The 20,179-nt window shown below is 55.6% G+C and carries 19 protein-coding genes; 11 read left to right on the top strand and 8 right to left on the bottom strand.

Going from position 1 to position 20,179, the window contains the following annotated elements:
• Positions 1-44: 44 nt before the first annotated feature.
• The gene (locus D1823_RS06515) at positions 45-812 is read right to left on the bottom strand and encodes an SDR family oxidoreductase (protein ID WP_117869150.1); all 768 of its coding nucleotides are present in this window, start codon (positions 810-812) and stop codon (positions 45-47) included.
• A gap of 71 nt (positions 813-883) precedes the next feature.
• On the opposite strand from D1823_RS06515, the gene D1823_RS06510 reads away from it, so the two are divergent.
• From D1823_RS06510 to D1823_RS06500, 3 genes are all read left to right on the top strand, one after another.
• On the top strand, positions 884-1,942 hold the full coding sequence (locus tag D1823_RS06510; protein ID WP_117872775.1) for an L-idonate 5-dehydrogenase: 1,059 nt from the start codon (positions 884-886) through the stop codon (positions 1,940-1,942).
• A complete protein-coding gene (locus tag D1823_RS06505; RefSeq protein ID WP_254683805.1) occupies positions 1,935-2,756 on the top strand; it encodes a phytanoyl-CoA dioxygenase family protein in 822 nt (273 codons plus the stop codon). The genes D1823_RS06510 and D1823_RS06505 overlap by 8 nt, the downstream gene beginning before the upstream one ends.
• A gap of 105 nt (positions 2,757-2,861) precedes the next feature.
• Complete coding sequence (locus tag D1823_RS06500; protein WP_117869148.1) at positions 2,862-3,035, top strand: transposase; 174 nt, start codon at positions 2,862-2,864, stop codon at positions 3,033-3,035.
• A gap of 514 nt (positions 3,036-3,549) precedes the next feature.
• Here D1823_RS06500 and D1823_RS06495 read toward each other — a convergent pair.
• The 5 genes from D1823_RS06495 to D1823_RS06475 are packed head-to-tail and all read right to left on the bottom strand — an operon-like array spanning position 3,550 to position 8,351.
• Complete coding sequence (locus tag D1823_RS06495) at positions 3,550-5,028, bottom strand: aldehyde dehydrogenase (protein ID WP_117869147.1); 1,479 nt, start codon at positions 5,026-5,028, stop codon at positions 3,550-3,552.
• Positions 5,029-5,039: 11 nt separating this feature from the next.
• Positions 5,040-6,074, bottom strand: coding sequence for an LLM class flavin-dependent oxidoreductase (locus D1823_RS06490; RefSeq protein ID WP_117869146.1), 1,035 nt, complete (start codon positions 6,072-6,074; stop codon positions 5,040-5,042).
• A 3-nt stretch (positions 6,075-6,077) separates the two neighbouring features.
• Positions 6,078-6,995 (bottom strand): flavin reductase family protein, encoded by a 918-nt coding sequence (locus tag D1823_RS06485; protein ID WP_117869145.1) that lies wholly within the window; start codon positions 6,993-6,995, stop codon positions 6,078-6,080.
• Positions 6,992-7,780 (bottom strand): alpha/beta fold hydrolase, encoded by a 789-nt coding sequence (locus D1823_RS06480; RefSeq protein WP_117869144.1) that lies wholly within the window; start codon positions 7,778-7,780, stop codon positions 6,992-6,994. The genes D1823_RS06485 and D1823_RS06480 overlap by 4 nt, the downstream gene beginning before the upstream one ends.
• A complete protein-coding gene (locus D1823_RS06475) occupies positions 7,752-8,351 on the bottom strand; it encodes an amino acid synthesis family protein (protein ID WP_117869143.1) in 600 nt (199 codons plus the stop codon). Before D1823_RS06475 ends, D1823_RS06480 begins: the two co-directional genes overlap by 29 nt.
• Before the next feature lie 127 nt (positions 8,352-8,478).
• Between D1823_RS06475 and D1823_RS06470 the strand changes: the two genes are divergently transcribed.
• Positions 8,479-9,300, top strand: a complete 822-nt coding sequence (locus tag D1823_RS06470; protein WP_254683804.1) for a LysR family transcriptional regulator — start codon at positions 8,479-8,481, stop codon at positions 9,298-9,300.
• Between the two features lie 33 nt (positions 9,301-9,333).
• Here D1823_RS06470 and D1823_RS06465 read toward each other — a convergent pair whose 3' ends face one another.
• The gene (locus D1823_RS06465; protein WP_117869141.1) at positions 9,334-10,518 is read right to left on the bottom strand and encodes a M24 family metallopeptidase; all 1,185 of its coding nucleotides are present in this window, start codon (positions 10,516-10,518) and stop codon (positions 9,334-9,336) included.
• Between the two features lie 194 nt (positions 10,519-10,712).
• Here D1823_RS06465 and D1823_RS06460 point away from each other — a divergent pair, with 194 nt between their 5' ends.
• The 7 genes from D1823_RS06460 (at position 10,713) to D1823_RS06430 (ending at position 18,943) form a co-directional block, all read left to right on the top strand.
• Complete coding sequence (locus D1823_RS06460) at positions 10,713-11,858, top strand: Xaa-Pro peptidase family protein (RefSeq protein ID WP_117869140.1); 1,146 nt, start codon at positions 10,713-10,715, stop codon at positions 11,856-11,858.
• A complete protein-coding gene (locus D1823_RS06455) occupies positions 11,855-12,565 on the top strand; it encodes an aspartate/glutamate racemase family protein (RefSeq protein WP_117869139.1) in 711 nt (236 codons plus the stop codon). The genes D1823_RS06460 and D1823_RS06455 overlap by 4 nt, the downstream gene beginning before the upstream one ends.
• 137 nt (positions 12,566-12,702) lie before the next feature.
• Positions 12,703-13,803 (top strand): ABC transporter ATP-binding protein, encoded by a 1,101-nt coding sequence (locus D1823_RS06450; protein ID WP_117869138.1) that lies wholly within the window; start codon positions 12,703-12,705, stop codon positions 13,801-13,803.
• 103 nt (positions 13,804-13,906) lie between these two features.
• On the top strand, positions 13,907-14,998 hold the full coding sequence (locus tag D1823_RS06445) for an extracellular solute-binding protein (RefSeq protein WP_117869137.1): 1,092 nt from the start codon (positions 13,907-13,909) through the stop codon (positions 14,996-14,998).
• Positions 14,999-15,068: 70 nt separating this feature from the next.
• Positions 15,069-16,343 (top strand): ABC transporter permease, encoded by a 1,275-nt coding sequence (locus D1823_RS06440; RefSeq protein WP_117869136.1) that lies wholly within the window; start codon positions 15,069-15,071, stop codon positions 16,341-16,343.
• Positions 16,344-16,348: 5 nt separating this feature from the next.
• Positions 16,349-17,560 (top strand): ABC transporter permease, encoded by a 1,212-nt coding sequence (locus D1823_RS06435; RefSeq protein ID WP_117869135.1) that lies wholly within the window; start codon positions 16,349-16,351, stop codon positions 17,558-17,560.
• 162 nt (positions 17,561-17,722) lie between these two features.
• The gene (locus D1823_RS06430; protein ID WP_117869134.1) at positions 17,723-18,943 is read left to right on the top strand and encodes an aminopeptidase P family protein; all 1,221 of its coding nucleotides are present in this window, start codon (positions 17,723-17,725) and stop codon (positions 18,941-18,943) included.
• A 35-nt stretch (positions 18,944-18,978) separates the two neighbouring features.
• On the opposite strand, the gene speB is transcribed toward D1823_RS06430, so the two are convergent.
• Positions 18,979-19,953: an agmatinase gene (speB, locus tag D1823_RS06425; protein ID WP_117869133.1), complete on the bottom strand. Its 975-nt coding sequence runs from the start codon at positions 19,951-19,953 to the stop codon at positions 18,979-18,981.
• Between the last annotated feature and the right edge of the window lie 226 nt (positions 19,954-20,179).

The following is a 20,179-nucleotide window of genomic DNA, read 5'->3' as shown; positions in this document are numbered from 1 at the left end:
CTTCTTTGTTCAGCCACGCTTTGCAGACGATTGAAAGCTCCAGATCAGAGTGACGCGGTTATTCCACCATCGATATAGAGAGTATGTCCATTGACGAAGCTGGATGCGGGGGACGCAAGGAATACTGCTGCACCGACGAGTTCTTCCACATTGCCCCAGCGGCCGGCCGGAGTACGTTTCTCGAGCCATGCACTGAACTCTGGGTCGGCAACCAAGGCGGCGTTCAAAGGCGTATCGAAATATCCAGGTGCAATGGCATTGCAGTTAAGACCATACTTGGCCCAATCAGTTGCCATCCCTTTTGTAAGGTTGGTCACGGCACCTTTTGTCGCCGTGTAAGGCGCAATTCCCGGTCTGGCCAATGCGGATTGAACCGATGCAATGTTAATGATCTTACCAGACTTTCTTACAATCATATGTCGTGCCACTGCCTGACCGACGTGAAAGACGGACGCCACATTTGTCTGTAGTAGGCGCTCGAAGGCATCAGCGGGGAAATCCTGTAACTCTGTCCTGTGTTGCATTCCGGCGTTGTTTACCAAGATGTCTATCGGGCCGATTTTTTCTTCAAAGTCGTCCACAGCAGATCGGACACCTTCATGATCGGTCACATCGAACGAAAGTTCACGTACCGAGGCGCCTGCCTGGTTCAACTCGGAGGCTGCTGCAGATAGTTTTGCGGTGTCGCGCCCGTTCAAAATGACCTTTGCACCGGCGGCGGCCAAGCCGCGAGCCAGCGCAAATCCAATGCCTTGGCTAGAGCCCGTCACCAGTGCGCGAGTTCCCTTTAGGTCGAACAATTCAAGCGTCATGCAAAAACTCCTTGGTTGTTGGCACCGACTATCCGTATCTTTTGGCAATCTGTATAGGGGGGGTCTTATCAATGTCGTCGGCCAATATCGCGGTTGTTGTCCATGCTGCGAAGGATCTTAGGTTGGAAACTCGAAACGTTCGCGACATAGGTTCAGATGAAGCTCTGATTGAAATGAAGGCCGGTGGAATTTGCGGTTCTGACCTGCACTATTTTAACCACGGAGGATTTGGTTCGATCAGGTTGCGTGAGCCTATGGCGCTTGGGCATGAAGTTGCAGGTGAAATTTTGGACATCGGAGCAGGTGCTGTTGGGCTAAACGTTGGTCAACTGGTCGCAATTTCTCCGTCCTGTCCCTGCCAAACTTGCTTCTATTGTCTGAAAGGTCAGCAAAACCACTGTCTTGATATGAAATTCTACGGCAGCGCAATGCCATATCCTCATATCCAAGGTGCCTTTCAGAGCAAACTTGTCGTCAAAGCCAACCAATGTGTTGCAGCAGATGGATTGACCTCGGCGGAGGCTGCTATGGCGGAACCTTTGGCTGTTTGTCTACACGCGGTTAATCAGGCGGGGAGCCTGGTCGGTAAGACGGTACTCGTCACAGGCTGCGGTCCGATCGGGTGTCTTACGATCATGGTTGCACGACGGTCAGGGGCTGCCAGAATTATAGCAACCGATATTTCTGATCAGACGTTGAACACGGCTCGCGATTGCGGTGCAGACGAGGTGATCAACACCAAGGACGAACCACAAAAATTGGAGCTTTTTGAGAGAGACAAGGGCCAAATTGACATACATTTGGAGTGTTCAGGTGCCCAACCCGCTCTGGCGTCTGGCGTTGCCTGTTTGCGCCCGGGCGGAACCTTAGTTCAGCTTGGTCTGGGGGGCGACATGACGGTGCCGATGCAGGTGTTGACTGCAAAAGAGATTGCACTTCGCGGATCTTTCCGTTTCCATTCCGAGTTTTCAGTCGCGGTCGAGATGATGCGAAGCGGACTAATTAACGTCGATCAGTTGGTGACGCATTCCTTTGATGTACGGGAGGCTATAGCCGCGTTCGAGATCGCATCTGACCGAAGCCGATCAATGAAGGTGCAGTTGATTTTCACGGATAATGAAAATGGATAGACAATCGCCTGACGTCGCGGAGGCCTATGAAAGAGATGGTTTCGTAGCACCGCTGGACATCCTAACAGACAACGAGACCCGGGCATTGCGCGATGATTTTGAGGAAGCGGAGCGCATTCTCAAAGACGACCCAGATAAACTGAAGCTGCTATATTCTTATCCGGACAGGCTAATACCTTCATTCGACGCACTTCTTCGCCATCCTAAACTGATTGAAGTTGCTTCAACGGTATTGGGACCCGACCTTATGGTTTGGAGCGGAGCACTATTTGTCAAAGAAGTTCGATCTACAAAGATCGTTTCCTGGCATCAGGACCTGACCTATTGGGGATTGGATGACGCAGAGGAAGTTACCTGCTGGGTTGCGATCTCGGAAGCTTCCGAGCAAAGCGGGTGTATGAAGTTCGTTCCCGGCAGCCATAAAAGCCGTATCGTGCCACACGTGGACACCTTCAGCGAAAACAATCTGTTATCACGTGGGCAGGAAATCGCGGTTGATGTGAATGAACAAGATGCAGTCGCTGTGGAATTACGTGCGGGGCAGGCATCCATGCATCACGGGCATCTGTTTCACGCATCAGGACCAAATAACACAGACGATAGACGCATTGGTGCGGCGTTGCGTTTCATAAAGCCCTCAATGAAGCAGAAAAACGGCGTGAAAACTCTGGTTGCGCTAGTCGCAGGGCGTGATGATTTTGGACATTTTTTAGTTGCGCCCTCTCCTCGGGGTTTTTTGAATGAGAGCGATTTCGTTTTGTGTCAAAGGGATGCAGACCGCAGGAAACAAATACTCTTCGCCGGGGCGCAATGACTCCCTTCGCAAGCTCTGAATCATGTTTTTATCGAACCCAAAGCCAACCTGAATTGCGAAGGCCAGCAACTGAATTCCTCATATGGGTTGAGAACCCCAGTATTGATGAGGCTCGCACCAATCGCCCATGACGGTGGGGCTTTGCGCGGGAAACGAGCCATTGGCGGCGGACGACGCTTGCTACGGTACGTGTTGTTCCAGGCCGCGCTGGTTGCGGCTCATCACAACTCGGTTCTGAAAGCCTTCGCTGATCACCAACGCGCGGCCGGAAAATCGTAAAAAATCATTATCACCGCTGAGGCCCGAAAACTCGTCACAAAAGCAAATGCTCTGTGCAAATCCCGTCAATACTGGGGTTCTCAACCCATATGAGGAATACAGTTGCTAGCCGAGACTGGTTCGAATTTGTCTGACAGCACCGCTATTTCAGAGCAAAGCAGGGAACTGCTGAGCGCTCGACTTGTCGAGCAACTACAGCCGTTTCAATCTGAGCTCGCCGTCCCCTTGTGCGTACCTGGTCATCGCCGACTTCGATAGCGTCCATGAAGGGCCGGAGATAACCCCGTTTGTTTCTTTGGGCTGTCGCTCCGACTTTGCCGGGAATGCGAATGCCGTATTCGGAACCCATTATAAGATAGTCGGTTCGAATGGACTAAAGATCGCCATCCGGGTGCTTCGAAACCAGCCCCGAAACCACAAGGGATTGCATCATAATGAGCTGGGCTCAGAGAATTTGGTGCGATTGACAAGCGCAACACCTGCGCCATCAAAAGGACAAGGAAATAAATTCTTGTCAGCGCATGACGAATGGGTTCGACATTGGCTGTTCTGACGTATTCAGCCAGACTGTTTTGGTCCTCGTGTAATCGTGAATGGCCTCGATTCCTGCCTCTCTGCCGTAACCGGATTGATTATAGCCGCCGAAAGGTGCAATCGGTGATACGGCGCGGTATGTGTTGATCCAGCAAATTCCCGATTTCAGACGGGATGAAACCCGGTGGGCACGGGCGACGTTTTCAGTGAAAACACCAGAACCAAGCCCAAACTGAGAGTCGTTGGCCAAAGCGATGGCTTCCTCTTCCGTTTCGAATGGCAGCAACGACATTACGGGGCCGAACATTTCGACCTTCAGCGTCTCTGTCTCTGCGCTCATGCACTCCACCAGTGTTGGGTCCATGTAGTTGCCTGGCCGGTCCAGTGGTTTTCCTCCGAAACGGATGCGTGCACCTTGTTCTGTGGCTTTCGCCAAAGTCGCCTGAATTCTTTCCAACTGAGCTTCGGTGCAGAGCGGGCCAATATTGGTGGCCGTTTCCAATGGATCACCGATAACGACGCCCTTCATCTTCTCTTCGATCTTGTCAACAAGCGCATCCAGCACCGGGCGGTGAATCAGCCCGCGCGAACCGGCCACGCAGCTTTGACCCGAGGCGCCGAAATTTCCCGCAATCAAGCCATTGGCGGCGCCATCCAGATTGGCATCATCAAAAACGATGATCGGGGATTTCCCGCCCAGCTCCAAGGTGGTCACCGCAAAGTTTTCAGCCGAGTTGCGCACTACATGGCGCGCTGTTTCAGGGCCGCCGGTGAATGCGATCCGGTCCACGTCCGGGTGCCGGGTAAGCGGGATGGCGCAGTTTTCGGCATCCCCGGTAATGACGGAGACCACACCGGGCGGAAAACCAGCTTCATCGATCAGCCGTGCGAACTCCAGCATCGGAGCGGGCGCAATTTCGGAGGCCTTCAGCACGACCGAACATCCTGCCGCTATCGCGGGTCCAAGTTTGGTTGCGGTCAGGAACATCTGTGCGTTCCAGGGTACGATAGCGACCACCACACCAATCGGTTCGCGTTTGGTGAAGACATGCATGTTCGGTTTGTCGATCGGAAGAACCGCCCCTTCGATCTTGTCCGCGAGCCCCGCATAATATCGATAATAGTCACCGACATAGGCTGTCTGGCTCGCCGTTTCGGCAAGCAGCTTACCGCTGTCAGTGGTCTCAAGCTGGCCCAGGTGTCTGGCGTTTTCCTCGATCAGATCCGCAAGCCTGAACAACAGTTTGCCGCGCGCGGTTTGTGTCATGTCGCGCCACGTTGGATCATCAAGTGACCGACGCGCCGCAGAAACGGCGCGGTTCACGTCTTCCGGCGCGGCGCAGGCGAAACTGGACCAGTCCTTGCCCGTCGCAGGGTTTTGCGAGCTCATCACTTGCCCGTGTGCCCCTTCGGTCCACGAACCGTCGATATAAAGCTGGAAGTGTGGCTTCTGGTGCATCGTCTTGATCCTCACTGAAACTTGGACATCACATCGTCGATGAAGCGGGCGAGCGATGCGCGCTTGCGTTCGAAACTCATACCGCTGTCTATCCAGAACGAATACTCATCGTAGCCGAGGTCTTCATAGCGTTTCAGACGTTCCGTGACTTCATCTGCGGTTCCGATAGTCAGATCGCGCGCCAGGTTTTCCGGAGCCATCATCGTGTTGGCCGCCATCTCTTCGTCCGTCAACTTCTGGATCAAGCCCTGCTGGACTGGCCGCTTGTTTTGAAACCAGGCCCCGAAGTAGTTGTAGAAGCAAGACAATTCCTGAGCGGCCCGATCCAGATCAGCATCGTCACTGCCAACATAGGTGTGGTGCAGAAGCATGATCTTGGGGCGCGGCCCGTCATAGTTTGCGCAGGCATCCTCAAAGCGGCCCATCAGCGTTTCAATCTCATGCATGCCCTGCCAGAGCGGTGTGACCTGAATATTAAAGCCGTTCTGCACACCGAATTCATGACTGTTCGGATCCCGCGCCGCGATCCAGATGGGCGGCCCGCCGGATTGCACCGGCTTGGGGGCCGAGGTGGTAGCCGGGAATTTGAAGTACTCTCCTTCATGGGCACAGTCACCATCCCACAGCCGGGGCAAAAGCGGCGCGATTTCCCGCATGCGCTGGCCAGCGTCCCATGCATCCATCCCTGGCACCATCCGTTCATATTCATACGAATAGGCGCCGCGGGCGATGCCCAACTCGATACGGCCGCCCGTCATCAGGTCCGCCGCAGCCGTTTCGCCGGCCAGTTTGATCGGATGCCAGAACGGCGCAACCACTGTACCCGTGCCAAGCCGCACGTTCTTGGTGTGATGTGCGATATCTACAAGGGACATCAAAGGGTTCGGTGCGATCGTAAAGTCCATTCCGTGGTGCTCACCGGTCCAGACAGCACGCATTCCTGCCTCATCGGCCATTTTACACAGCGCGATGAACTCTTCATACAGCTTCTCATGGGGTTGATCGGGGCTCAGCCGCTCCATGTGTGCAAAAAGGGAAAACTCCATCCATCAGGTCCTTTCAGAAAAGCTGTGCACGTCGCCCAGCTGCGCGCTGCCCAGATAAAGTGAGAAGTCGCGGGTTCGGCTTTCCAGCGCAAAACGAGAAATCATGGTGGTGATTGGCGTCGTCGTGTAGGAAAGGGCCGCCAAATCTTCAATCGCGACGGCCTCAAGCTTGCCGTGTTTGGGAAGGTCCGGCGCATTGCCCAATATGTAGACTTGATGCGCTGTGGCATCGTCATAGACCGAGTAGACGACGCCGAGATTTGCGTCGATGCCACGATCATTCAGATCCTGCCGGAGGCTGTCCCGCAACTGTCGCCGGTCGGACAATGTGACCTGCGGCGGCCTGAAACCGGCATCCGTTTTCTCAAGCAGCACGCGGCCTTCGTGTTCGATGATTGCGCCGCAGACGATCCGGCGCCCCGTCGGTTCAAGCGCGCCGCGTTCCAGACCAAGGCTAAAGTACCGCCCGTTCGCGTAGCCCAGCGCCGGGCGGTCGTCGTGGGAATAGGCTTCGACCTGACCGATCAAAACGCAATGGTCACCTGCCTCGATCACCCGATGGGTCTGGCAGGAAAATGTCGCGACTGCGCCGTTGATCAACGGGATCTCTCGCGCGTCGAGGCTATGGTCGGTTTTGGCGAACCGATCACCTTTGAAGCCGGCGAAGGTGTTGGACACATCTTCTTGCCCCTCGGCCAGAACACTCACCGTGAAATGGGTGCAGGCCGAGAATTCGCTGTATGAAGACAAGTTCTTGCCTGGGCAAACGATCAACAGTGGCGGGTCGAGAGAAACCGAAGTGAAGGAATTTGCCGTGAAGCCTACGGCCATGCCAGAGGCGTTGCGAGTGGTAACTACCGTCACGCCGGTCATGAATTTGCCAAATGCCCGCCGAAGGTCGCAGGGGTCGAGTTTGGTCATGATAGCACCTCGCTTTGAAAGCTGGAAACGGCGGCGTTGACCTGAATTGAATGTGTCATCGGCATCATATGGGCCGCCCCATCGATGATAAGCGCGCGTCCGTTCGGGGTGACTTCAGCCATTTTATGCGACATGTCGGGAGTGGAGTTCGGCTCCAGACTTCCGGTCAGGAAAAGTGCGGGGCAGCCAAGTTTCTCCAACGCGTTGCGCAAAGGATTTTGGCTTTGAGCAAAAACCGTATAGGTCAGTTTGTAAGCAGCCGGATCCATGGCCATCAGCCATTCGCGGCAGGCATCACGTTCAGGCGAACCGATGTCACCGAACCACCTGCGCAGCGTGCTGTTTGGATCAACCGGTGTTTCACCATCCAGTCCCGCAGCACGTTCCTGAACCGCCTGCGCTGCCTTTGCGCCGCGTTCAAAAACGGCATTCATTGCCACGACGCCGCAAATCCGATCTGGCGCCTTGGCGGCAAGGTCCAGCGCGATCATAGCACCCATCGAGTGGCCGACAACTAGGACCGGACCGTTCAGACTGCCCAGCACATTCCGTGCTGCTTCACTGTATTCCGACAGCTCCGTGTCGAAAAAACTCAACGGGCTTTCTCCGTGACCGGGCATGTCCGGCGCTGTCAGGCGAGCTTCAGAGGCCAACTCGTCTAACTGCGCGCCCCAGGCTTCGGCCCGCAGGCCGACCCCGTGGAGCAACAGGATTTCCGGACCTGTGCCAGTTTGGATTGCGGCCAGCCCGCCGATTTCAGACCGCGGCCGGGTTGTCCACGTCATGGCCCAAATCCTTGAGATCCTGATAACGGTCGCCGATGCGGTGATGCGGTCTGCCCGAGGTTGCCGCCCCCAGTACGACGACAATTTCGTCGTCGCGTGGTGCGTCTGGGATCGAGAATTGAATCGTCAGGTAGTGAGAACGCCGCCCGGCATCGTTTTTGTCCATCAATGGCACCATGATCGGCGCATTCGCAGGGCCACGCGTGTTTGTAAAAGCCAGATAGGACTTCGCGCTGACCGCCTGCCGGTAGTGGTTGCCGAACCGAAGGGTATGAATAATGCCCGAGGCGTGCTCGACCTCGCCATTCAGTCCGACGACGGCTGCCTTGCCATAGGCTTCGATTACGTCACCACTGCCGGCCAACGTAATCATGCGGTCCGTCATCATCTTTCCGAGTATGGGGCCATATGCGTGTATTTCGGGTTTAAGGTCTTCGACATATCGACCAGCCCAGGGATTTGTAATCACTGCGGCCACGGCAAACATGCGCCACGGGATTTCCGCAGGGCGAAATCCCTCGACAAGAACTTCCTCATCGTAGGTTACAATCTTGCGTATTTCTGGCTTCATCACACCTCTCCTGTCGCGCTGGAGAAAGGTAGAAACGAGTGTGGTTTTTGACAAATGATTGAATTATGTGCTTTCGCATTAAAAAGATTAATGGCTAACTTGATCAATGGGAAAATCACTTCCACCCTTGACCTGGTTTCGATCCTTCGAGGCAGCAGCCCGGACCCTGAGTTTTACCGCGGCTGCCGAGGAAATAGGTCTGACTCAATCGGCCGTCAGTCAGCAGGTAAAGTCCCTTGAGATGCGTCTGGGGACAGCACTTTTTGTAAGACATCCTCGCAGTCTGGCCCTGACGGATGCCGGGCGAAAACTGTTGCCCGAGGTCGGCAGTGCGCTTGAGGCACTTGCCGCTGCTGCTGGAAGGGCCGACGCAAGCGCACCAGGAGATGTCTTGACGGTCGCCACCTCTGTTAGTGTCGCGCAATGGGTCATCGCCCCAAATCTCGCGGACTTCACCACACGCAATCCAGAGATCAGTGTGCGGCTGCTCAGTGCAATCTGGCCTGACGATTTTCACGCGTCGCAAGCTGACGTGCAGGTCAGGTTTGGGTCAGAAAAACAAGTGGGCAGGGGGGCCGAGCGCCTGAGGCCTGACAGGCTTGTCGCTCTAAAGGCGCCGACGCTTGCAGGGGATCCGTTCGACCTTCCCCTGATAGAAGCAGTCGGCACGTCCAGTGGATGGAAGACGTGGTTCGACAAGCAGGACGTGCGACGGCAGCCTGCTGTTTTCGTCGACACGTTCGGCATGGCGCTTCATTTGGCGGTTCATGGCAGCGGGGTTGCCCTGATCAGCGAATTTTTGGCGAAACATGCGATGGCAACCGGTCTTGTCGAAAGCGCACATGACAGCACTGTCGGATGCAACGAAGGGTATTATCTTTCCGCCGACGCCAGCAATCCGGCGGCCGCATTGTTTCGTGACTGGTTGCTTGAACAGATACGGGTTTGATCCGGCGCGGGCCTTCAATCGTTCGTGCGCCTATCAGGGCTTGACGAATATTTTGCGTGGTCGTTTGCACAGACACTCTGCCGGTCCTTTTTCATCGATCAGGATGGTCTCGGTGATCGCAAGCCCCCAATCATCCATCCATAGCCCGGGCATAAAGTGAAATGTCATCCCGGCTTCGAGGATCGTATTGTCTTCGTCCCGCAACGAGATCGTGCGCTCGCCCCAGTCCGGAGGATAGCTGAGGCCTACAGGATAGCCACAGCGAGCACCGCGTTCTATCCCCGCACGTTCCAGCGGTGCGGCCAGCGCTTTGGCGATATCTTTTGCGCGATTGCCGGGCCGCGCAGCCTCCAGACCCGCCTCCAACCCTTCAACCAAAGCCGCCTCGGCCCTTCTAAGATGATCAGGCGGCCGTCCCAGAAACACCGACCGACAGAACGGAGCATGATATCGGCGATAGCAGCCGGACAACTCAAAAAAGGTGCATTCGCCCGATTTGAACACATCACCATTCCAGGTCAGATGTGGCGCGGCGGCGTCTGACCCTGACGGCAACAGTGGTACAATGGCCGCGTAATCCCCCCAGTCATCTTCGACGCCCGTTATCGCGTCATGGTAAATCTGCGCGACCAGTTCGTTCTTGCGCAGGCCGGGTTCAACGCGTTCAAGCACGCCGTCAGTCACAAACTCTGAAATTCGGGCCGCCTTGCGCATCAGGGCGATTTCTTCGCCGGATTTTACAACCCGTTGCCAGTTGACCAAAGCCGTTGCATCTATCAGCGTCGCCCCGGGCAGTTCAGTTGTCAGTGTAATATGGGCTTTGGCCGAGTAATAATAATTATCCAGCTCCACCCCAATTCGGCTCTGGCCGTGTCCGCAGTCAGCAATAAGCTTGGCCAGATCCTGCATTGGATGCCGTGTGGTCGACTGCACGAAGTGATCGGCGTATCCGAAAACCCGATCGTCCCCCATCCACACCGTACGCAGCGCACCGTTTGTATCCTGCCGACGCCCCCACCAGATTGGGTCCGCGTCAAGAAAAACCAGGGCACCCTGGTGAACGTAAAAAGACCATCCCTCATACCCGGTGAGCCACCCGATGTTCGATGGGTCTTCGACAAAAAGGCAGTCAATTCCCTTTGCGGCCATCGCCTTTCGGGTCTTGGCAAGACGGCGATCATATTCCGCCTGGCTGAAGGCTGGATCAGAGTGGGTCATTGGCGCCTCCGGTCAACAAAAGACTGTGGTTGACAGAACCCTACCGATCCGCTCACGTCAACGAATGAAAATTCCGGGGGGTGCATGAAAACCGATATCAATCCACACCGAACGGGCCGAAAGACTGGGCCATTCAGGCTGCGTCGATTCATCGGTTCAGCCTGCATGCGGCGCACCACCTCTGAGGCCGCCGGATGAGAGGGTTCGATCCAGAAGAATTTGCCGCGCGTACTGAACGCGCACAGGTGATGATGAGTGCCGCGGGCCTGTCGGCGCTGCTGCTGACCACGGAAACCGATGTGCGCTACTTTACCGGGTACCTGACCAGATTCTGGGAAAGCCCGACCCGCCCTTGGTTCCTGATCCTGCCTGCGGCTGGCAAACCGGTCGCAGTTATCCCCTCGATCGGCGCCTCATTGATGGGGCAAACCTGGATCGACGACATCCGAACGTGGAGCTCACCCGACCTTCAGGATGACGGCGTTTCGCTTTTGACGGATGCCCTGACGGAACTGACGCCCCCCAAAGGTCGTATCGGAATGCCGGATGGGCACGAGACGCATGCGCGTATGCCCCTGTCGGACATTGAACGCCTGCGAAACAGTCTCGGTTCGCGTTGCATCACCGGAGATCAGGGTATTTTGCGCCAGCTTCGCATGGTCAAATCCGATGCAGAAATCACCAAGATCGAAACTGCATGCGCCATAGCTGGTCGCGCGTTCGCGCGCGTTCCCGAGATTGCACGGGCCGGCGTGCCTTTGGATGAAGTATTTCGCGGTTTCCAGATACTCTGTCTGGAAGAGGGCGCCGACTGGGTGCCATATCTCGCAGGTGGGGCAGAGCAGGGCGGTTATTCTGATGTGATTTCGCCTGCGTCTTCGTCCCCCTTGAAGGATGGCGATGTACTGATGCTTGACACCGGCTTGGTCTGGGATGGCTATTTCAGCGATTTCGACCGCAACTGGTCTGTCGGCCCAGCAAATTCCGACGTGAAATCTGCTTACACCAGGCTGATAGAAGCGTCAGATGCTGCATTCGAAATCGCGCGGCCCGGCGCAACCGCCGCAGAGTTGTTTCATGCAATGAACACGGTGCTGACCAAGGATTCTGAAGGCACAGATGCCGGTCGGCTGGGGCATGGGTTGGGCATGTCATTGACTGAATGGCCGTCCCTCATCCCGACGGACCAGACCGTTCTTGAACCCGGTATGGTGCTGACCCTGGAGCCGGGTATTGCAGTTGGTGACAAGATCCTAGTTCACGAAGAAAACATTGTCCTAACAGACGATGCCCCGCGCTTTATCAGCCCGCGCATCGGGCCGGAGATTCTTGAGCTATGACTTACGTGCCTTACACGCTTGACGAAGACGACCCGCAAGCCGCGCCACTTGGATTGATCGTACTTCAGGTCGACGAGACGATTGAGCCGGAATTCAGCACGTATTTCACGGGCCGGAAAAGCCCGTTGTATGTAACACGGATTCCCAGTGGCATTGAAGTGACAACGGAAAGCCTTGCCGAGATGGAAAAGGCGTTGCCGGCAGCGGCCGAATTATTGCCCAGCGCGCGACCTTTTCGGGTGGTAGGTTATGGCTGCACGTCGGCCAGTTCCGTCATTGGATCAGGGCGTGTGGAGGAACTCATCAAGCAGTCGTGCAAAACAGAGGAAGTTACAAACCCTTTGCGTGCGGCCACGGCCTGCGCTGCGGACCTTGGTGTTTCTAAGTTTGCGCTGCTGTCGCCTTACGTGGAAGAGGTCAACGCACCGCTGCGTAACGCGTTCTCGGAAAACGGCTTAACCATGGATGTTTTCGGGACATTCGGACAGGCCGAAGAGGCAAAGGTCGCTCGGATTTCGGTGCAGTCCGTGATTGAAGCCGCAACAAAACTGGGATCTGATCCGTCGGTTGAGGCCGTTTTCCTCAGCTGTACCAACCTGCGCACCCTTGAAGCAATCCCTGAGATTCGTGAACGGATCGGAAAGCCTGTTCTTTCGAGTAATCAAAGCCTTGCATGGCACATGCGAGACTTGAGCGGCTTTCAATGAGTGTTAAGGTTGAACTCAAAATGCAGAAAGTCCGCCAAATAGAGTTGCCAAATGCTGGCTGCATGGTCTTAACTGCTGCCTACAGATCAATGAAATCCGAAGCTCTCGGATAATCATTTGACGAAACAGGGGGTCTTGTGACCGGTACAACGAACGACGCCGCGTTTGTCGAATTCCAACGCGTTCAGAAGTCTTATGATGGCGAGAATCTCGTCGTTAAAGATCTAAATCTTGCGATGCCCAGGGGTGAGTTCCTTACAATGCTCGGGCCGTCGGGTTCCGGAAAGACAACATGTCTTATGATGCTCGCCGGGTTCGAAACCGCGACCCATGGCGAAATCCTCCTTGACGGGAAACCCATCAACAATATCCCGCCGCATAAGCGCGGAATTGGTATGGTTTTTCAGAACTATGCCCTGTTCCCACACATGACGGTGGCCGAAAACCTTTCGTTCCCTTTGGAGGTCCGCAAACTGGGCAAGTCTGAACGGGAGGAAAAGGTTCAACGTGCTCTGGACATGGTTCAGATGGGTGCGTTTGGCGGTCGACGTCCGGCTCAGTTGTCCGGCGGTCAACAACAGCGAATTGCCTTGGCGCGCGCTTTGGTTTTTGAACCCGAACTGGTGTTGATGGACGAACCTCTGGGCGCTTTGGACAAACAACTGCGTGAGCATATGCAGTTCGAAATCACACGTCTTGCGCATGAACTGGGAATCACCACGGTTTATGTTACCCACGACCAAACCGAAGCATTGACTATGTCGGATCGTGTTGCCGTATTTGACGATGGCCGCATTCAGCAGCTTGCGCCGCCTGATCAGCTCTATGAAGAACCGGAAAACAGCTTCGTTGCGCAGTTCATCGGGGAAAACAACACAATGGAAGGCGTCATTAAGACGATTGATGGCGATACATGCCTCGTCCAGCTGGATGATGGCTCTGAAATTGACGCTGTTCCGATCAATGTTCGCGAACCCGGCGAACGGACAAAAGTATCGATTCGGCCCGAGCGGGTAGAATTCAACAAGGATCGCCTGCACGCCGATGCACATACGCTGAAGGCAACCGTCAAAGAATTCATTTACATGGGTGACGTGTTCCGTTTCCGCATGTCCGTTGCCGGAAATGATGAGTTCATCGTCAAGACCCGGAACGCGCCAGACGCGATCCGCCTGTCCCCGGGGCAGGAGATCGAGATCGGCTGGCTGGCCCAGGATTGTCGTGCGCTCGACGCATAGGCCAAGTCGCGCGGAACAAGCGCGACCTCACTGAGGGACCGGTTGGTGAAAACCCGTGCATCAGCCGACCACACACATAAACGGGAAGAACTGGGAGTAATTCATGAAGACAACCAAAACATTGTTAACAGCAGCGGCACTTGGGGCAGTTGCTGGCGGTGCATTCGCAGAAGAAATGACGATCGTTTCCTGGGGCGGCGCCTATTCCAAATCACAGCTAAAGGCGTACCACGAGCCCTATTCGGAAAAGACAGGTGTCACCATTCTGAATGATGACAGCTCGGCCGAAGCAGTTGCGAAACTGCGCGCGATGAACGAAGCCGGCAACATCACCTGGGATGTGGTTGATGTTGTGGCTGCCGACGCAATTCGTCTTTGTGACGAAGGTCTTGCGCTTGAAATCGACTTTGACACTCAGCTTGCGTCGGCGCCGGATGGCACGTCTGCCTCCGAGGATTTCGGCGACCTTTTGGTCAGCGACTGCTTTATTCCGCAGATTGTGTATTCAACCACTTTTGGTTACCGCACCGATCTTGTCGGAGACACTCCGCCCAGCGATGTCTGCGCCGTATTTGACCTGGAAGCCTATCCAGGCAAGCGTTCGCTTGAAAAGCGTGCGATCAACAACATGGAATGGGCTCTGATCTGTGATGGCGTCGCCAAAGACGATGTCTATGACGTTCTGGCCACTCCGGAAGGTCAGGATCAGGCGCTGGCAAAGCTCGACACGATCAAAGACAGCGTTGTCTGGTGGTCCGCTGGTGCGGATACACCGCAACTTCTGGCTGATGGCGAGATCGTCATGGGTTCGACCTATAACGGTCGTCTGTTCAGCGTGATCGAAGAGCAGAAGCAGCCCGTTGCCATGCTGTGGGACGCGCAGATCTTTGACCTAGACGGTTGGATCATCCCTGCTGGTCTGAGCGAAGAGCGTCAGCAGCGCGCTCTGGACTATATCATGTTCGCAACTGACACCCAGCGTTTGGCGGATCAGGCCAAGTACATCTCGTACGGTCCGGCCCGGGCATCGTCAGCGCCGCTGGTGGGTCAGCACGCCGACCTGGGTATCGATATGGCGCCGCACATGCCGACCGATCCGGAAAACGCCAAGAACACGTTCCTGTACAACTACGAGTTCTGGGCGGATTACCGCGACGATATCGAAGCCAAGTTCCAAGCCTGGTTGGCGCAATAAGCGCGCGTTTTCATGAAAAAGTCGGGGGCGGCGCGCCGCCCTCAGACTCAAGCAGAGCCAAGGGGCACAGATGACTGACGCAAGCCAAAATGCAGGGCCGATGCTGGCAGCGGACGGAACGCCGCTCAAGCAATCGCTGGCACGTTCACTGCGGCGGCAGAAATTGCGGGCGTTGATGCTCGTCGCTCCGCTTCTGCTGTTCGTCATGTTTTCCTTCATCGTGCCGATTGCGTCGATGCTGTTTCGTTCGGTGGAAAACAGCATGGTGTCGGAAACCCTTCCACTTACTGTGGAAACTCTGAAGGGTTGGGATGCTCAAAGCGGCGAGCTTCCGGATGAAGCGGTTTACGATGCTTTCGTTCACGATATGGTCGTTGCGGTCGAAAACAAAGAACACACTCGCCTTGGTTCGCGTCTGAACTACGAAGAAACAGGTATGTCTTCGCTGTTCCGCAAATCCGGGCGTCAGATCAAAAAACTGGATCCTGAAGCGGATGCGCCTTTCAAGGAGAAATTGATCGAGATCCATGAAGGCTGGGGAGATCCGCAAACCTGGCGCGTGATCAAGACCCATTCACCGGCGGTCACCAATGGCTACTTCCTGAATGCCGTCGATATGCGCAGAACCCCGGAAGGCGCTCAGGCCCAACCCGAAGACAAGCGGATCCTCATCAAGCTTTTCGGACGTACTCTGTTCATGTCGCTCGCGATAACGGGCGCTTGTATCCTGCTCGCATACCCTGTCAGTTACCTATTGGCGACACTTCCGATGCGGGTGTCGAACCTGTTGATGATACTGGTCCTTTTGCCCTTCTGGACGTCTCTTCTGGTGCGAACGTCCGCGTGGAAGGTCATGTTGCAACAACAGGGGGTTATTAACGATACCCTCGTTTGGCTGGGGCTGGTCGCTGATGACGCTCGGCTGATTATCATCAACAACCAGATCGGCACCATCATCGCGATGACGCATATCCTTTTGCCGTTCATGATCTTGCCGATGTATTCGGTGATGCAGACCATACCGCCGTCTTATACGCGCGCTGCCAAATCCATGGGAGCGACGAACTGGACGACATTCTGGCGTATCTACTTCCCGCAATCCGTGCCCGGGATCGGGGCTGGTTCGATCCTCGTGTTCATTCTGGCAATCGGTTACTACATCACGCCCGAGATCGTGGGCGGCACCAAGGGTGTCTTTATTTCGAACCGGATCGCCTATCACATCTCGTCCTCACTGAACTGGGGGCTGGCTGCGGCCTTGGGTACGATCCTTCTGGCGGTCGTGCTGCTGCTCTACTGGGTCTACGACAAGATCGTGGGCATCGATAACGTGAAGTTGGGATAATCAAGATGGCCGCACTGACACCGATATCCCGCAAACCCATGTCCATGGTTTTGCCCAGTGTCGCACTCGCAGGGGCTTTTGCCGGTATTTTTGTCGGGGCCGGAAATGGTTCGGTCCTTCTGGGTATCCTGGGTGGAGCTGTCCTGATCGCGGGGCTGGCTTGGGTCTACATAAATCTCGTGAAGAACGAAAACCTCGCACGCTGGATTAACATCATCGGGTTCGGTGTCGTTGGTTTCATAGTGGCCGGGCTGATGGGCGGAGTATTGGGATTGCTCGGCGGCTGGTTTTTCGCCTGGTTTATCTTCTGGTTGTACGAGGGGCGGTATCGGCGCAAGCTGCTGCCATACCTCACGGCACAACAGGTTTTTTATCACTATCTGTTTCGCGTGATCTGTGGTGCGATCTTCGTGTTCCTGATCACACCGATCCTTGTGGTGTTGCCGCTGTCTTTCAACGCAGAGGATTTCTTTACATTCACCCCCGAGATGCTGCGGCTGGATCCGGAAGGCTATTCCCTTAAGCACTACCGAGACTTCTTCACCAACAACGAATGGCAGCGCAGCTTCAAGAATTCGCTCATCATTGCGCCGATCGCGACGGTTATTTCGGTAACGTTGGGAACACTGGCTGCTATTGGACTCAGCCAGTCTCACGTTCCCGGGCGCCGTGCGATTATGGGAATTCTGATATCTCCGATGATTGTCCCGCTGATCATCTCGGCGACGGGCATGTTCTTTTTCTACAGTGATATCGGGCGCTTCCTCGAAGGTACGTTGGGCATGAACAAGAATTTCGTGGGCTATCTGAAAGTTATTCTGGCCCACGCTGTTCTGGGTATTCCGTTTGTGATCATCACCGTGACCGCGACTCTGGTCGGTTTTGATCGGTCTCTGACCCGGGCGGCAGCCAATATGGGTGCTGGACCCGTGCGAACATTCTTCAAGATTCAGATGCCGTTGATCCTGCCGGGCGTCATATCTGGCGGTCTCTTTGCCTTTATCACATCATTCGACGAAGTGGTTGTGGTGCTGTTTGTAGGCTCCGCCAGCCAAAAGACGTTGCCGTGGCAGATGTTCACCGGCCTGCGGGAACAGATCAGTCCAACCATTCTTGCGGTTGCGACAATCCTTGTGGTTCTGTCTATTGCTCTGCTGACTACGGTCGAACTGTTGCGGCGTCGGTCTGAACGTTTGCGGGGTCTTTCGCCCGCTTGACGCAGCAAACCGTCTGATCTAACGATTCACCTGTTCATCTCCGCTGCGATGGCGTCGCGGCGACTACGGAGGTGATCGGCTCTCGGACCCCGAGACCGCCTGTCCTGAACGCCGGGACAAGTGGCCGGGAATTGCATGCCCGGCAAAGATGAGAGACCAGAGATGACTGACATATCAAACCGCCCCGAGTTCTTCACCTGCCACAATGGTGACAAGGCCCCGTTGCAGTTCAGCAAAGCCGAGTATGACCGCCGTCTTGGCAAGCTTCGCGCGATAATGGCCAGGCGAGATATCCCAGTGGTGCTGCTGACGTCGATGCAGAATATCGCCTATTACTCAGGCTTTCTGTACTGTGCGTTCGGGCGCCCCTATGGCTGCGTTGTGACCCAGGACAGCTGCACCACCGTGTCCGCGAATATTGATGCCGGGCAACCCTGGCGCCGGTCTGTTGAAGACAACGTGATTTATACTGACTGGAAGCGCGACAACTACTGGCGTGCAGTTGCGAGCCTGATCGGCAATGCAAAACGGATCGGTATCGAAGGCGACCACATGACGCTGGCGGCGCGTGACACAGCGCTGAGCATGCTTGGCGAGCCTGAATTGGTTGACATCGCGACGGACACCATGGCCGCGCGGATGATCAAATCCGCTGAAGAAATCGAATTGATCAAGGGCGGTGCCCGTACTGCCGACGTGGGTGGCGCTGCGATCCATGCCGCAATCCGCGAAGGCGCAACCGAGATCGAGGTTGCAATGGCCGGCCGAGACGCGATGGAAGTGGAGATCGCGCGTGCCTATCCTGATGCCGAATATCGCGACACCTGGGTTTGGTTCCAATCGGGTTTGAACACCGACGGCGCGCATAACCCGGTCACCAAACGCGCACTACAAAAAGGCGATATCCTGTCACTGAACACCTTTCCGATGATCTCGGGCTATTATACCGCCTTGGAACGGACCCTGTTTCTGGGCGAGCCGGATGCCGACAGCCTGCGGCTGTGGAAGGCCAATGTGGCCGCGCATGAACTTGGCCTCAGCCTGATCAAACCCGGTGCCACCTGTTCCGGTATCACAGCCGAGATCAACCGGTTCTTTGCCGACGAAGGCCTGCTGCAATACCGGTCCTTCGGCTATGGCCACTCGTTTGGTGTTCTTAGCCATTACTATGGTCGCGAAGCCGGTCTGGAGCTCCGCGAAGACATCGACACCGCGCTGGAACCCGGCATGGTGGTCTCGATCGAGCCGATGCTGTGGATCCCTGAAGGCCAGCCCGGTGCGGGCGGCTACAGAGAGCATGATATTCTGGTAGTGGGTGAAGACGGAGCCGAAAACATCACCGGATTCCCCTACGGGCCGGGTCACAACATTATCGGCGCCTGATGCTTTGGGGTGGAGCCTCGGCTCCACCCGCTATTTTACGTGTGTAGAGCGCGTTCGTGAAATATGAAGCCCAGAAAATTCAGCAGAAGTTGCGCTGCCAGTATCTGAGTGCTTTCAGTGGGATCGTAGGCAGGGGCCACTTCGACAAGATCGATGCCGACCACGTCACCTCTTTTCGCGAGCCCCTGAAGGATCTCCAGAACGTCATAGTACAGAAACCCTCCGTGGCTTGGAGTTCCGGTCCCTGGTGCGACCGATGGACAAAATGCATCGATATCAATAGTCACGTAGTACCGTTTTCCCGCGGGTATGCGGTCAAGAACAGCCTCTGTTCCAAGTCTGCGAACCTGCCGTACCGACAGGATATCCGATCCGCGCGCACGCGCGTCGTCATACCCTTCCTTGGAGGTGGACGAAACGTTTCGAATACCCAACTGGGTCATCCCTGAAACATAGACCTTCTCGATCGCGCGGCGCATGGGGTTTCCGTGCCCGTTGGTAACGCCATGACGTTCATCGACAAAGTCCAAATGCGCATCGATTTGAACGACATGTATTGGGCCGTTTTCAGCGCAGTTGCTTTCGAATGCAGAAATGCAGGGGATGTTGACCGAGTGATCACCGCCAATCACCAGCGGAAGGGCTCCGGCCTCTAGAATCTTTCGCACACCAAAGGCTATGTTCTTGTGGCTGGTCTCGGTCTTGGTGTGGACAATATCCGCGTCCCCCAGGTCGACGATCCGAACCGAGTTGTCCAGATAGGTCGCGTCATCCTCATGATCATAGGCGCCAGCATGGCCGAAACTAAAAAGGGTCGATGCATCTCGAACGGCCCGGGGACCAAACCGAGCACCCGGGCGCCACTGCGTGCCAAAGTCGAAGGGCGCGCCGAGGACGCAAACATCGGCATCAATTCTGTCCCAGTTTTCGATGTATGGAGATTTTCCGAAGGTCGATATTCCGACGAAAGGTAGATTTAGGCGCCCAGACGCATATCCATGTTCCTGCACTTTCGGTCCTTTCGATGGTTGTGCCTAATTTACTTCATGTGAACATGAGGACACGCTGTATTGGAACACAATTCTCTTTGAGCGACAGGTTCCGGGGGCTTATCAGGCGAAAATGTCTTCCGGAGGGGTGGGCTGGCTTGCGTCCAAGGTTCACCCAGACCAGTCCATTGGAGCACTTCAGGATTAGCCAAGAGATATTCCCGTTGGTGGTGTGCAATTCATTTCT

It is taken from the genome of Ruegeria sp. AD91A, assembly GCF_003443535.1.
GTDB lineage: Bacteria > Pseudomonadota > Alphaproteobacteria > Rhodobacterales > Rhodobacteraceae > Ruegeria.
The sequence above is the reverse complement of the archived record's forward strand: the minus strand, read 5'-3'. Positions and strand labels throughout refer to the sequence as shown.

What these genes read in the sequence shown, in the direction of transcription:
- D1823_RS06515 (WP_117869150.1), bottom strand. Translation starts at nt 812, where the DNA reads ATGACGCTTGAATTGTTCGACCTAAAGGGAACTCGCGCACTGGTGACG.
- D1823_RS06430 (WP_117869134.1), top strand. Translation starts at nt 17,723, where the DNA reads ATGACTGACATATCAAACCGCCCCGAGTTCTTCACCTGCCACAATGGT.
- D1823_RS06500 (WP_117869148.1), top strand. Translation starts at nt 2,862, where the DNA reads ATGAGGCTCGCACCAATCGCCCATGACGGTGGGGCTTTGCGCGGGAAA.
- D1823_RS06445 (WP_117869137.1), top strand. Translation starts at nt 13,907, where the DNA reads ATGAAGACAACCAAAACATTGTTAACAGCAGCGGCACTTGGGGCAGTT.
- D1823_RS06475 (WP_117869143.1), bottom strand. Translation starts at nt 8,351, where the DNA reads ATGAAGCCAGAAATACGCAAGATTGTAACCTACGATGAGGAAGTTCTT.
- D1823_RS06465 (WP_117869141.1), bottom strand. Translation starts at nt 10,518, where the DNA reads ATGACCCACTCTGATCCAGCCTTCAGCCAGGCGGAATATGATCGCCGT.
- D1823_RS06510 (WP_117872775.1), top strand. Translation starts at nt 884, where the DNA reads ATGTCGTCGGCCAATATCGCGGTTGTTGTCCATGCTGCGAAGGATCTT.
- D1823_RS06460 (WP_117869140.1), top strand. Translation starts at nt 10,713, where the DNA reads ATGAGAGGGTTCGATCCAGAAGAATTTGCCGCGCGTACTGAACGCGCA.
- D1823_RS06505 (WP_254683805.1), top strand. Translation starts at nt 1,935, where the DNA reads ATGGATAGACAATCGCCTGACGTCGCGGAGGCCTATGAAAGAGATGGT.
- D1823_RS06485 (WP_117869145.1), bottom strand. Translation starts at nt 6,995, where the DNA reads ATGACCAAACTCGACCCCTGCGACCTTCGGCGGGCATTTGGCAAATTC.
- D1823_RS06495 (WP_117869147.1), bottom strand. Translation starts at nt 5,028, where the DNA reads ATGCACCAGAAGCCACACTTCCAGCTTTATATCGACGGTTCGTGGACC.
- D1823_RS06455 (WP_117869139.1), top strand. Translation starts at nt 11,855, where the DNA reads ATGACTTACGTGCCTTACACGCTTGACGAAGACGACCCGCAAGCCGCG.
- D1823_RS06435 (WP_117869135.1), top strand. Translation starts at nt 16,349, where the DNA reads ATGGCCGCACTGACACCGATATCCCGCAAACCCATGTCCATGGTTTTG.
- D1823_RS06490 (WP_117869146.1), bottom strand. Translation starts at nt 6,074, where the DNA reads ATGGAGTTTTCCCTTTTTGCACACATGGAGCGGCTGAGCCCCGATCAA.
- D1823_RS06440 (WP_117869136.1), top strand. Translation starts at nt 15,069, where the DNA reads ATGACTGACGCAAGCCAAAATGCAGGGCCGATGCTGGCAGCGGACGGA.
- D1823_RS06480 (WP_117869144.1), bottom strand. Translation starts at nt 7,780, where the DNA reads ATGACGTGGACAACCCGGCCGCGGTCTGAAATCGGCGGGCTGGCCGCA.